10 protein-coding genes are annotated in these 12118 nt (G+C 72.6%); 7 read left to right on the top strand and 3 right to left on the bottom strand.

Annotated elements, in window-relative coordinates:
- Positions 1-16: 16 nt before the first annotated feature.
- Positions 17-244: a hypothetical protein gene (locus tag AB0I73_RS21420; RefSeq protein ID WP_363039615.1), complete on the bottom strand. Its 228-nt coding sequence runs from the start codon at positions 242-244 to the stop codon at positions 17-19.
- A 222-nt stretch (positions 245-466) separates the two neighbouring features.
- Here AB0I73_RS21420 and AB0I73_RS21415 point away from each other — a divergent pair, with 222 nt between their 5' ends.
- The 7 genes from AB0I73_RS21415 (at position 467) to moeZ (ending at position 9197) form a co-directional block, all read left to right on the top strand.
- Positions 467-1540 (top strand): alpha/beta hydrolase, encoded by a 1074-nt coding sequence (locus AB0I73_RS21415; protein WP_363039613.1) that lies wholly within the window; start codon positions 467-469, stop codon positions 1538-1540.
- Between the two features lie 8 nt (positions 1541-1548).
- Positions 1549-3054 carry a DUF3152 domain-containing protein gene (locus tag AB0I73_RS21410; protein WP_363039611.1) on the top strand — a complete coding sequence of 502 codons (1506 nt, stop codon included), beginning with the start codon at positions 1549-1551 and terminating at the stop codon, positions 3052-3054.
- A gap of 225 nt (positions 3055-3279) precedes the next feature.
- A complete protein-coding gene (locus tag AB0I73_RS21405) occupies positions 3280-5013 on the top strand; it encodes a DUF3492 domain-containing protein (RefSeq protein ID WP_363039609.1) in 1734 nt (577 codons plus the stop codon).
- Positions 5010-6158 carry a hypothetical protein gene (locus tag AB0I73_RS21400; RefSeq protein ID WP_363039607.1) on the top strand — a complete coding sequence of 383 codons (1149 nt, stop codon included), beginning with the start codon at positions 5010-5012 and terminating at the stop codon, positions 6156-6158. The genes AB0I73_RS21405 and AB0I73_RS21400 overlap by 4 nt, the downstream gene beginning before the upstream one ends.
- Before the next feature lie 40 nt (positions 6159-6198).
- Positions 6199-7218: an NAD-dependent epimerase/dehydratase gene (locus AB0I73_RS21395; RefSeq protein WP_363039605.1), complete on the top strand. Its 1020-nt coding sequence runs from the start codon at positions 6199-6201 to the stop codon at positions 7216-7218.
- Positions 7206-7955 (top strand): spherulation-specific family 4 protein, encoded by a 750-nt coding sequence (locus tag AB0I73_RS21390; RefSeq protein WP_363039603.1) that lies wholly within the window; start codon positions 7206-7208, stop codon positions 7953-7955. The genes AB0I73_RS21395 and AB0I73_RS21390 overlap by 13 nt, the downstream gene beginning before the upstream one ends.
- 63 nt (positions 7956-8018) lie before the next feature.
- Positions 8019-9197, top strand: a complete 1179-nt coding sequence (gene moeZ, locus AB0I73_RS21385) for an adenylyltransferase/sulfurtransferase MoeZ (protein ID WP_109376894.1) — start codon at positions 8019-8021, stop codon at positions 9195-9197.
- A gap of 92 nt (positions 9198-9289) precedes the next feature.
- Here moeZ and AB0I73_RS21380 read toward each other — a convergent pair whose 3' ends face one another.
- Together AB0I73_RS21380 and AB0I73_RS21375 are read right to left on the bottom strand one after the other, a co-directional pair.
- Positions 9290-10765, bottom strand: a complete 1476-nt coding sequence (locus tag AB0I73_RS21380; protein WP_363039600.1) for an alpha/beta hydrolase — start codon at positions 10763-10765, stop codon at positions 9290-9292.
- Positions 10766-10929: 164 nt separating this feature from the next.
- A partial coding sequence (locus tag AB0I73_RS21375; protein WP_363039598.1) for a lysylphosphatidylglycerol synthase transmembrane domain-containing protein occupies positions 10930-12118 on the bottom strand: 1189 nt, incomplete at its 5' end.

Genomic DNA, 12118 nt, shown 5'->3' with positions numbered 1-12118 from the left:
CGTCCTCTTCACCGGTTCACCGGTAGTCGTCCTCGTGGAGGGAGACGATCCTGGCCTGCTCGGCCAGGTCCGCCTCATTGGCGCGGTCGGCGTCGGCGCCGGTCAGCGGATCGTCGCGGTCCTGCTCGAGGTCCGCGCGCTGTTCGGCCGCGTCGACCTCGGGTGCCTCGACGTCGTACTCCTGGTCCTCGCGAGCGTCCTCGGCTTCCTCGAACGTCTCGGGGTCGGTGGGATCTACGGTCATGGCTGGGCTCCCTTCCCGTGAACGTCCCCGGAGAATGCGGGGCCACATACGGGTGCCCTCGGTATGAGCCTAGGAGACACCCGATCCGGGCGCTATGCGATCCGCGATCGGGTTGTGACGCGGTGCGCACAGCGGGGCCGGCGGCGGCCGGCCGATGCCCGGCACTGCCCCTGTGACCGCGAACACACGAGCCCCCGCGTGATCGTCTCGTAACATTGCGGCATGTCCTCGACCGACCTGCCGTCCGTGCCGCCCGCGACCGTGCTGCCCAAGGTGGCCGCCGTCAGGGTCGCGGAGGGCGAGCGCCTCAGATCGGTCGAACTGCCCGGCGTCACCCTGTCGGTACGGTCGAGGCCACCCGCGCGTGAGGGCCTGCCGCCCGCGCTCCACATCCACGGGCTGGGAGGGTCGTCGCAGAACTGGTCGGCGTTGATGCCGCACCTGGACGACGTCGTCGACAGCGAGGCGGTCGACCTCCCGGGCTTCGGCGACTCGCCGCCCCCGGACGACGGCAACTACTCGATCTCGGCGCACGCGCGCGCGGTGATCCGATATCTCGACTCTTCCGGGCGCGGCCCCGTCCACCTCTTCGGCAACTCGCTGGGCGGCGCGGTCGCCACCCGCGTCGCCGCCGTGCGCCCCGACCTCGTCCGCACGCTCACGCTGGTGTCACCGGCCCTCCCCGAGCTGTGGGTGCAGCGCACCGCGGTGCCCACGGGACTGCTGGCGGTGCCCGGGGTGGCCCGGCTCTTCACCCGGATCACCCAGGGGTGGTCTGCGGAGCAGCGCGTCCGCGGCGTCGTCGCGCTCTGCTACGGGGATCCCGCGCAGGTGTCGCCGGAGGCGTTCCGTAACGCCGTGCAGGAGATGGAGCGGCGACTGCGGCTGCCGTACTTCTGGGACGCCATGGCGCGTTCCGCGCGGGGACTCGTCAACGCGTACACCCTGGGTGGTCAGCACGGTCTGTGGCGCCAGGCCGAGCGGGTGCTCGCGCCGACGCTGCTGCTGTACGGCGGCCGGGACCAACTCGTCGGCTTCCGCATGGCCGGGCGCGCGGCCCGCGCGTTCCGCGACTCCAGACTGGTCACCCTGCCCGACGCGGGGCACGTGGCGATGATGGAATACCCCGAGGTCGTGGCCGCTGCTTTCCGTGAACTCCTCGCGGATGCAACGAATTCAGCGGTCGAGGGGGATACTTTGGAGCCGGGCGCGAAGGGCGCTTCGGGCTCGGCCGCAGACACCGCTGCGGACGAGACCGCCGAGGGCGGGGGCACCGCCGAGAACCTGAGGGGCTGAGGCACCAGGTGGGACGCCACAGCCGTCGTGGGCCCGCCCCCAAGGGCGGCACCGCGGATCCGGCAGCGGCACGTGCCGGCCGGAGGTCCCGGGGCGGCCGGGGCAGCGACGACCGGGGAGGGGCCCGGCCGGACGGCCTGGTTCCGCCAGGCCGTGGAGCGCCGGACCCTGGTCCGCCCGCGGAATACGGGCCACCTTCTCATGGGGTGCCACGCCTGCCGGAAGGGTGGCTTCCGGACGGGACGCCCGCGCGTGGAGTGCCGCGACCGCCCGACGGCACCCCTGCTCACGGCGTTCCGCGCGTCCGTGGTGACGGCCATCCCGAGCAGCGGGAACCCGGCGGTGGCTGGGGCGAGTTGAGGGGACAGAACCCGGGAGTCGGGTATCCCGGGTACCCGGGGCGCCCCGGGCCGGCCGGCGGGGGCGTGCCCTTGCCGAGACAGCGCCAGGCGCCCACCGGGGGGCCGTGGGAAGCGCGAGGTCCGCGAGATCCGCGCGGGCCGCGACAGGACTACCTCGACGCCTTCGACGAGGAAGGCGACCTCTTCACGCCCCGCGACCCGGCCCGCCGGACCTTCGCCACGGACTCCACGCACGCGGCGGACCCCTACACCGCCGTCACCGGCCGGGGCACCGCGTCGGCCGCCCGCGCCCCGGCCGACCTCGACGACGCGCCCCCCGCCGGAGTGCCGGAGGAGACCAAGGGTGCCAAGGGGCGCGCGTTCACCGGGATCGCGGCCGCCGCCGTGACCACCGTGCTGGCCGTCGTGGTGGCGGGCCAGGTCGCCGACGAGCACGACGCCGCCGCCGAGGACGTACAGGCGCAGTCCGTCACCGACCGGGCGGCGCGCGACGTCCGGGACTCCGGCTCGCGCGGGGCCGGGCGGGACGAGACGTCGTCCGGCACCGGGCCGTTGACGTACGCGCAGAAGATGGAGAAGAGGTACCCGATCGCCGACTCCCTCGCGGGCTCGGGGAAGTTCGACGCGATCCCCGGAATCGACAAGGCGCAGGGCAAGGGGCAGAAGTTCACCTACCGCGTCGACGTGGAGCAGGGGCTCGGCCTCGACGGCGAACTTTTCGCCGAGGCGGTGCAGCGGACGCTCAACGACAACCGCAGCTGGTCGCACAACGGCGCCCGTTCCTTCGAGCGCATCCACTCGGGCCGCCCCGACTTCGTCGTCACGCTCGCCAGCCCCGAGACGACCGCCGACTGGTGCGCCAGGTCCGGGCTCGACACCACGGTGGACAACGTCTCCTGCGACTCGGCGGCCACCGAGCGCGTGATGATCAACGCGTTCCGGTGGGCGCAGGGCGCCGAGACGTACGGCGACGAGCTTCTCGCCTACCGGCAGATGCTGCTCAACCACGAGATCGGCCACCGCCTGGGGTACAACCACCTCACCTGCGACAAGGACGGCGATCTGGCCCCGGTCATGCAGCAGCAGACCAAGTTCCTCGACCACGACGGAATCAGCTGCCGGCCGAACCCCTGGCCGTATCCGAAGGGCTGACGCCCCGGCAGGGCGCACCGGGCGCGCCCGTCGTCCTCCGGTCGCACGGCTGATCGCATAGCGCGACCGAACGCGTCCCGTGCGAGAAAGTTACGACCGTTCACCCCTTTTGGTGGCGCGACGGACAACCGTCCATCACACCCCCACCTTGTCCGCATACGTTCGTCCCGCTGCGAGCCGTCGGGCCGACGGCGGCTCCCCATACGGGAGATCGGGGGTGCACTCGTGCGCATCGGACTGCTTACGGAGGGTGGTTATCCGTATGTGGGCGGTGACAGCGGACTCTGGTGCGACCGTCTCGTGCGCGGACTCGGACACCACGAGTTCGACGTCTACGCGTTCAGCCGCAGCGAAGCCCAGGAGGACGCCGGCTGGGTACCGCTGCCGCCGCAGGTCACCAGGGTGCGTACCGCGCCCCTGTGGACGACCGAGGACGACGGGGTGGTGTACGGCAGGCGCGCGCGCCTGCGATTCACCGAGCACTACGGCGAACTCGCCGCCGTGCTCAGTGCGGCGGACCCCGCGACGACCCGCGCCCCGGCCGAGGCGGACCGTTTCGCCCACGCTCTGTACGGCCTGGCCGAACTCGCCCACGACGAGGGCGGTCTCGACGCCGCTCTCCGCTCCGAGACCGCCGTACGAACGCTGGAACGCGCCTGTCGTGCGCCCCGCGTGCTGCGCGCCGCGCGGGAGGCCCGGGTACCGGACCTGCTGGCCGTGGCCGCCCATCTGCAGCACGCCCTGCGCTCCCTCTCGCTCGACTGGTACGAGGAGGACGGGCTCGGCGCGGTCGACCTGTGTCACGCCGCCTCCGGCGGCACGGCCGCCCTGCCGGGCCTGCTCGCCGGCCACTTCTTCGACGTCCCCCTGCTGGTGACCGAGTACGGCGTACGGCTGCGCACGCACTACCTGACCCGCCCGGACGCCCCACCCGCGGTCCGGTCCCTGCTCGCGGCCTTCCACGGCCGGCTCGCCGCCGAGACCTACCGGCGGGCCGCGTTCGTCACCCCGGGCAACACCCACGCCCGCCGCTGGCAGGAACGCTGCGGTGCCGACCGGGCGAGGATCCGCACCATCCACCCCGGAATGGACGCCACGCCCTTCGCGGGGGCGGAGGAGTCCCCGGAGCGCGCGGACCCGGGCACCCTCGTGTGGACCGGCCGGGTGGAGCCCGCCAAGGACCTGGTCTCACTGCTGCACGCGTTCTCCGACATCCGCGCGGAGGAGCCCGGGGCCCGCCTGCGGATCATCGGCGGCCCGGCCGGCCCGGAGGGCGCCGCCTACCTCGAGCACTGCCGGGCGCTGGCCGCGCGGCTCTTCCCGGACGGAACCGAGGGCGGCCCGCACTCCGCCGGCACTGCTCCGGTGTCCTTCGAGGAGATCGGCGGCCCGGAACCCGCCGGCCGGGCCGAGGCGTACGCCTCGGGCGCCGTGATCGTCCTGTCGAGTGTCGTCGAGGGGTTCCCGGCCGGTCTCGTCGAGGCGATGCTCTCCGCCCGCGCGACGGTGTCCACGGACGTCGGCGCGGTGGTCGAGGTCATCGGCGGAACCGGTCTCGTCGTACCGCCCCGCGACCCGCGGGCGCTCGCCGAGGCATGCGTTTCGCTGCTGCGCGACCCCGAGCGCAGGGCGCGCCTCGGCGCCGCCGCGCGCGCCCGCGCACTGGAACTGTTCACCGTCGAGCAGAACGTCGCCGCGTTCCACGACCTGTACCTGGAGATCGCGGCGCGCAGCCCGGTCCACCGCGTCCTCCTGAACGACACCGGCGACCCCCTGCCCTTCGCCGCCCCCGCCGAGGTCCACGTCCCCGGCGACTGGTCCGGCCCCGCCTCCCGCCCGCCGCTGCGCACCGCCCCCGCCTGGGCCACCGGTGCCCCCGAGCGGGCCACGGACGTCCTGAGGCCGACCACCTCGGTGCCGGCCACACCACTGGTTCCCGCGACGGAGGCGGCACGATGACCGGACTCGACGAACTGGACCGGGACCCGGCCCGGCCCGCCACCGCCCGCCCGGGCACCGCCGACCCGGTGAAGGCGCTGCTGCACCGCCACCGCGAGCTGTGCGAACGTGCCGTGGACCCCCTGGAGATCGCGGCGGGCCTGGAGGCGCACGGCGTCACCGACCGGACCGCCGCACGCTTCCGGCACCGGGACGTCTTCTCCCTCGCGGAGGAGCTGTACGCCAGGATCCCCCGCGACCACGACACCCCCAGCCCCGCCGCCCCCGCCGCCCCCGAGGCACGCGTCGGCTGGATCGCCCGCACGCTGCTCCCCGGCGTCCTCGGCGTCGCGTCGGTGACCGCCCTGCGCCTCACCCACGGCCAGACCCGCCTCTGCGCGGTCGCCGCGGGCGTGCTCGCCGTCGCCCTGGCCGCGCGCGCGGTCCTGCGCCGGGGCCCGCTCGGCGCCGCTCGTCCGCCCGCCCCCGGCGCGGCGACGTGGACCTGCTGGCTCATCGGCTACGCCGTCCTGGGCGACGGCCTGCTCCACACCGCGATCACCGGCGGTCCCGACGGCCCGCCCACCGGCGCCGCCGACGGCGACTGGCCGCTCACCGTCGCTCCGGCCCTGGCCCTCACCCTGGCCTGCGCCCCCGGTGCCTGGAGCGCGGGCCTGTTCACCGCACGGGCCCGCCGCAGACTCGCGACCAGCCGAGGCCTCGAAGACTTCACCGCCTCCGTCCGCCCCCTGCTGTTCGGCGTCCTCACGCTGTTCCTGTGCGCTCTGGCCGTTCTCCTCTCCCTCTGCGCCACGGCCCTGGACGAACCCTTCATCCCCCTCGAAGCGCTCTCCCTGGGCGCCCTCCTCTTCCTGGCCCGCCTCCTCGCCCTCCACGGCTTCACCCACGCCCCAAAGGTGATCCTCGTCGCCACCGCCCTGGCCCAGGCAGCCGCCCTGGCCACAGTCTTCGCGGCCCGCCTCCCCGGCTGCGGCGCGCTGGCCGTGCCCGTGGAAAGCCTGGTCGCCACCTGGGGCCCCACCGCCGTCCCCACTCTCACCTGTGGTGCGGCGGCCCTGACCCTCCTGATCCACGCAACCCGCACACTCCCCCGAGCCTCGGCGCACGCCCGGCCGCAGGCACCACTCCAAGGAGATCCCACATGATCACCCGTCCAGCGGCCCCGGCCGCCACAGGAGCCGCCCGATGAGAGTTCTGCTGATTGGAGCCAACGGGTACATCGGCCGTTTCGTCGCCGACCGTCTGCTCGCCGACCCGGCCGTCCAGCTCACCGCCCTCGGCCGCGGCGACGACGCCGACGTCCGCTTCGACCTCGCCACCGGCAGCCCCGGCGCGCTCACCCGGTTCCTCGACGCCGTCCACCCCGGTGTGGTGGTCAACTGCGCCGGTGCCACCCGTGGCGGTGCCCGGGAACTCACCCGGCACAACACCGTCGCCGTGGCCACCGTCTGCGAGGCCCTGCGCCGCAGTGGCTGCGGCGCCCGCCTCGTGCAGATCGGCTGCAGCGCGGAGTACGGCCCCAGCCAGCCCGGTTCCTCCACGGCGGAGGACGCCGTCCCCCGCCCCGGCGGCCCGTACGGCGTCAGCAAGCTCGCCGCGACCGAACTGGTTCTCGGCTCCGGGCTGGACGCCGTGGTCCTGCGGGTCTTCTCACCCGCCGGGCCCGGCACCCCCGCCGGCTCCCCGCTCGGCCGTCTCGCCGAGGCGATGCGCCGCGCCATGCAGTCCGGCGACGGCGAACTGAAGCTCGGCGGTCTCGGTGCCCAGCGCGACTTCGTCGACGTCCGGGACGTGGCCCGTGCCGTGCACGCCGCCTCGCTCTCCGCCGCACAGGGAGTCATCAACATCGGTTCGGGCCGCGCCGTCCGCCTGCGGGACGCCGCCGCGGTCCTCGCCCGCGTGGCCGGATACGGCGGTGTCCTCCACGAACTCGACGGCCCGCCCGGCGCCCAGGCCACCCACGGCGGCCACGCCACCCACGCGGGCCACACCGCCCACACCCCGCACCTCAGGCCGGGCCTCGGCCACCCGCGGAGCGAGTCCGACCACCACGCGGCATCGGTCGCGTACCCGTACCCGGACGGCTGCGGCAGCTGGCAGCAGGCGGACGTGCGCACCGCGCGCGACCGGCTCGGCTGGCGTCCCAGGATCAACCTCGAGGAATCCCTCGCCGACATCTGGATGGAGGCGGCATGTCGTATCTGATCCCCCGGGTCAGACCCGGTACCGGCGTCCGCACCGGCTTCGGCGTCCCCGGTCTGGCACACCCCCTCCTCGCCCCGGCCGAGTGGAACGCGCTCACCCGCCCGGGAGGCGGAAGCCCCCTGCACTGGGTCGTTCTGAACGTGGCCAACGGTCCCGGCGTACAGCCCGACCCGCACTGCCTGGAGGCAGCCGGCCGGCTGCGCAACGCCGGTGTCCGCATCCTGGGCCATCTCGACTCGGCATACGGCCTGAGAGACTTCGGCGAGCTGCTCTCGCACGCCCACCGGTTCATCGACTGGTACCAGGCTGACGGATTCCTCCTGGACCGCTGCCCCGCGGATCGTGCCGCGCTGCCCGAGGTCCGGCGGACGGTCGGAGCGCTCCGCGCGATCCGTGACGATGCCCACATCGTGCTCGGTCACGGCACCCACCCGCACCCGGACCACGCCGAGGTCGCGGACCAACTGGTCACCTTCTCCGGCCCGTGGAGCGACTACCGCTGGTCGCAGGTGGCGGAATGGACCGCCGACCATCCGCCCGAGCGGTTCTGCCACTTCGTCCACGGAGTGCCCGGACCGCACCTGGAGGAGGCGCTGCGCATCGCCCGCTGGCAGGGCGCCGCGACCATCTACTTCACCGACCGCACAGCCCGCGACGGCCGAACCGATCCCTGGGAACCGCTGCCCGGCTACTGGGACGATCTCGTCTCGCGCATCGGGATGGGTGTCTCGGAATGAAAAAGGCCATGGCAGTGTTGGGGGGAGAACAACCGTAGTGATTGACCGACCAACGGAGTCCCCGTGTCGTTGCCACCCCTGGTCGAGCCGGCCCCCGAGCTCACCGTAGACGAGGTTCGCAGGTACTCCCGCCACCTGATCATCCCCGATGTGGGGATGGACGGGCAGAAGCGGCTGAAGAACGCCAAGGTGCTGTTCGTCGGCGCCGGTGGCCTGGGCTCGCCAGGGCTGATGTACATGGCCGCGGCGGGCGTGGGCACGCTCGGCATCGTGGAGTTCGACGAGGTCGACGAGTCGAACCTGCAGCGGCAGGTCATCCACAGCCAGGCCGACATCGGCCGGCCGAAGGCCGAGTCCGCGCGAGACACGATCAAGGGCATCAACCCGTACGTGAACGTGGTCCTGCACGAAGAGCGGCTCGAGTCCGACAACGTGATGGGCATCTTCAGCGAGTACGACCTGATCATCGACGGTACGGACAACTTCGCGACCCGCTACCTGGTCAACGACGCGTGCGTGCTGCTGAACAAGCCCTATGTCTGGGGCTCGATCTACCGCTTCGACGGCCAGGCCTCCGTGTTCTGGTCCGAGCACGGTCCCTGCTACCGCTGCCTCTACCCGGAGCCCCCGCCTCCCGGCATGGTCCCCTCCTGCGCCGAGGGCGGCGTCCTGGGCGTGCTGTGCGCGTCCATCGGCTCCATCCAGGCCAACGAGGGCATCAAGCTCCTTGCCGGCATCGGTGAGCCGCTGGTCGGCCGCCTGATGATCTACGACGCCCTGGAGATGCAGTACCGCCAGGTCAAGGTCCGCAAGGACCCGGACTGCGCGGTCTGCGGCAAGAACCCGACCGTCACCGAGCTCATCGACTACGAGGCCTTCTGCGGCGTCGTCTCCGAGGAGGCCCAGGCGGCGGCCGCCGACGCCACGATCACTCCCAAGCAGCTCAAGCAGTGGATCGACGAGGGCGAGAACATCGAGCTCATCGACGTCCGCGAGCCGAACGAGTTCGAGATCGTCTCCATCCCCGGCGCCCGGCTGATCCCGAAGAACGAGTTCCTCATGGGCAACGCCCTGGAGAGCCTGCCGCAGGACAAGAAGATCGTCTTGAACTGCAAGACGGGCGTCCGCAGTGCGGAAGTCCTCGCGGTCCTGAAGTCCGCGGGCTTCGCCGACGCCGTCCACCTCGGCGGCGGCGTGGTCGGCTGGGTCAACCAGATCGAACCGTCGAAGCCGATCTACTGACCCCGGGTCATCACCGCGATGCCGGCCTGATCCGAACGAGAGGCCGAGGCGGGAGCTTCGCGCACCACCGGTGCGCGAAGCCCCCGCCGTCGTCATGAGCAGACCTTGCCGTCCTTCGGCACCGTGCCGTCCAGCAGGTACGCGTTCACGGTGGAGTCGACGCAGTCGCTCCCACTGCCGTACGCGCCGTGGCCCTCGCCCTTCCAGGTGAGCACGACCCCCACGTCCTCGCCCAGTTCGTCCGCCATCCGCCGGGCGCCCTCGTACGGGGTGGCCGGGTCGCCGGTGTTTCCGATCACCAGGATCGGTGCCGCACCTGGTGCGCTCACCTCCGGGGTGTCGTGTCGGCCCGGCACCGGCCAGTCGTGGCACCAGCCCGCCGTGTCCCAGCCGAGGAACGGCCCGAACACCGGCGAGATCCGCTCGAACTCCGGCAGCAGCTTCTTCGTCTGCGCCGCCGTCGGCCGCTGCTTGGCGTCCGAGCACGATATGACCCGTTGCGAGTGGGTCGTCGTGCCGTAGTGGCCCGAGGCGTCGCGCTCGTTGTAGCCGTCGGCCAGCGCGAGCAGTTCCGAGCCGTCCCCCTCCTTTGCGGCCCGCAAGGCGCTGGTCAGCGCGGGCCAGCCCTCCTTGGTGTAGAGCGGGAGGACGATGCCGGTCAGCGCCAGTGTCTGGGTCAGCTCCCGGCCGGCCGAGGACGTGGGCAGCGGCTCGGCGTCGATCCGGTCCAGCAGCTCCGCGATCTCGCGCGTCCCCTGCTCGGGGTCCCGCCCGGTGGACCTCAGATAGTTGTCCAGCGCGCGCTGGAAACCGCGCGCCTGGTTCTTGGCGTGCCCCATGGCGTCAGCGGTCGGGTCGACGACCGCGTCGAGGTTCATCCGGCCCACCTTCTCGGGGAACAGATGGGCGTAGACCCCGCCGAGCTCGGTGCCGTACGAGATCCCGAAGTAGTTCAGCCTGTCGTCGCCGAGCGTCTGCCGGATGCGGTCCAGGTCGCGGGCGGTGTCGGCGGTCGACACGTGGGCCATCAGTTTTCCGGCCGCCTTCCGGCAGCCCTGCCCGAAGTCCGCGGCGTCCCGGAAGTAGGCCTGCTCCTCGGCCGGGGTGTCCGGGGTGGTGTCCACCGACTCGGCCGCCTGGATCTCCTTGTCCTCCCGGCAGCGGACGCCCTCGCTGGCGGCCACACCCCGCGGGTCCCAGCTCACCAGGTCGTACCGCTCGCGCAGCTTCGAGACGCTCGGGGCGTAGGAGGGCATCAGCGACACGCCGGAACCGCCCGGGCCGCCGAAGTTGAACAGCAACGACCCGAGGCGGTCGTCTCCCGTGGCCTTCGCCCGGATCAGGGCCAGTTCGATCGTCTCGCCGTCCGGTTCCGCCCAGTCGAGCGGCACTTCGAGCGTGCCGCACTGCCAGTCGTCACCGGGCGCGGGCTCGCCGTCGGAGGCCCCGCAGCGCCCCCAGTCGAGAGCCGTCCCGTCGCTCTCGTCGTCGGACGAGCCACCGCTGCACCCCGCCGCCAGGAGCGCGGCGGAGACCGCCAGAGCCGTCCACCGTGCGAAACGCGTCATGTGCCACATCCCCCCTCGTGGGCCGTCCGCACCGTGCAGCGGACGGCGGTCAGGCCATGGTAGGCAGAACCCGGATTCGCGGGAGAAGCCTGTGGATAACCCTCTGACCTGCTACTTCGTGAGAAACAGGAGGAGTCGTTCCCCGCTCGGCGCAGCAGCGTGAACTACAGCGCTTCCTTGCGGGTGAGGTGGTTGAAGGCCAGCCAACCCGGGAGCACCGGCAGCCACAGAGTCAGCAGCCGGAACAGCAGCACCGCCGGCGCGGCGACCTCCTTGGGCAACCCCACCGCGATCAGACCGACCGTCAGGGTCGCCTCCACCGCGCCCACACCGCCCGGGGTGGGCGCCGCCGACCCCAGCGCGTTGCCCGCGAGGAAGACGACGGCGACACTGGCGATGCTGATCGAGGTCGTCTCGTCGCCGAACGCCCGGATGGAGGCGTCCAGACACATCACGAAGCAGGCGGTGAGCAGCAGCATGCCGCCGATGCCGGTGATCAGCTTCTGCGGACGCTGCAGCACATCGAGCATCCGCGGCACGACACCCGCGAACAGCGACCGCACACGCGTGACGACGAACTTCCGCAGGAACGGCACCGACGTCACCACGAGCACCAGCACCGCCACCGTCAGCAGACCCGCGATGACCGTGCGGGACGGAGACAGCGACGGCGTCTTCTCGGTCCCGGTCAGATAGCCGAACGACAGCAGCATCAGGATGTGACAGCCCAGCCCGAACAACTGCGACGCGCCGACACTCGCCACGGCGAGCCCCGGCCGCACCCCGGCCCGCTGGAGGAACCGGGTGTTCAGGGCGACACCGCCCACCGCCGCCGGGGCGACGATCTTCACGAACGACCCGGCGACCTGCGCCGCCACCGTCCTGACGAACGGCACCCGCTCCGGGACGAACCCCAGCAGCGCCAGGGCGGCGGCGAAGTAGCTGCCCGCCGAGAACAGGACGGCGGCCGCCACCCAGCCCCACTCGGCGTTCGCGATCAGCGGTCCGAACTCGATGTGGGTGAGCTGCGTCAGCAGGAAGTACGCGCCGATGGCACCGGCGATGAAACTGATCAGCGTGCGCGGACGCACCCGCTCCAGCCGGGCCGGCTCCACCGGAGCCTGCGGCCTGATCCGCAGCACCTCGTGCCGGATCTGCGCGAGCAGGTCCTCGTCGCGCGCCTCCTCCAGCGCCTCGTCGATGGCCCGCTTCTCGGCCCGCTGCTCCGCCCGCACGGTCTTCTTGTCCGGCTTCCCGGCCGCGGCGGGCCCGGCCGGGGACCCCTCGGCCGGGTCTACCTCTCCGACCGGGACGAGGAGGCCCTCATCGAGTTGGACCGCGCCCTCGCGCACG

The organism is Streptomyces sp. NPDC050388 (assembly GCF_040655635.1).
Classification (GTDB): domain Bacteria; phylum Actinomycetota; class Actinomycetes; order Streptomycetales; family Streptomycetaceae; genus Streptomyces.
The sequence above is the reverse complement of the archived record's forward strand: the minus strand, read 5'-3'. Positions and strand labels throughout refer to the sequence as shown.

Excerpts from the sequence above, each read along its gene's own strand:
- AB0I73_RS21420 (WP_363039615.1), bottom strand. The coding sequence starts at position 244 with ATGACCGTAGATCCCACCGACCCCGAGACGTTCGAGGAAGCCGAGGAC.
- AB0I73_RS21415 (WP_363039613.1), top strand. The coding sequence starts at position 467 with ATGTCCTCGACCGACCTGCCGTCCGTGCCGCCCGCGACCGTGCTGCCC.
- AB0I73_RS21400 (WP_363039607.1), top strand. The coding sequence starts at position 5,010 with ATGACCGGACTCGACGAACTGGACCGGGACCCGGCCCGGCCCGCCACC.
- AB0I73_RS21395 (WP_363039605.1), top strand. The coding sequence starts at position 6,199 with ATGAGAGTTCTGCTGATTGGAGCCAACGGGTACATCGGCCGTTTCGTC.
- AB0I73_RS21390 (WP_363039603.1), top strand. The coding sequence starts at position 7,206 with ATGTCGTATCTGATCCCCCGGGTCAGACCCGGTACCGGCGTCCGCACC.
- AB0I73_RS21380 (WP_363039600.1), bottom strand. The coding sequence starts at position 10,765 with ATGACGCGTTTCGCACGGTGGACGGCTCTGGCGGTCTCCGCCGCGCTC.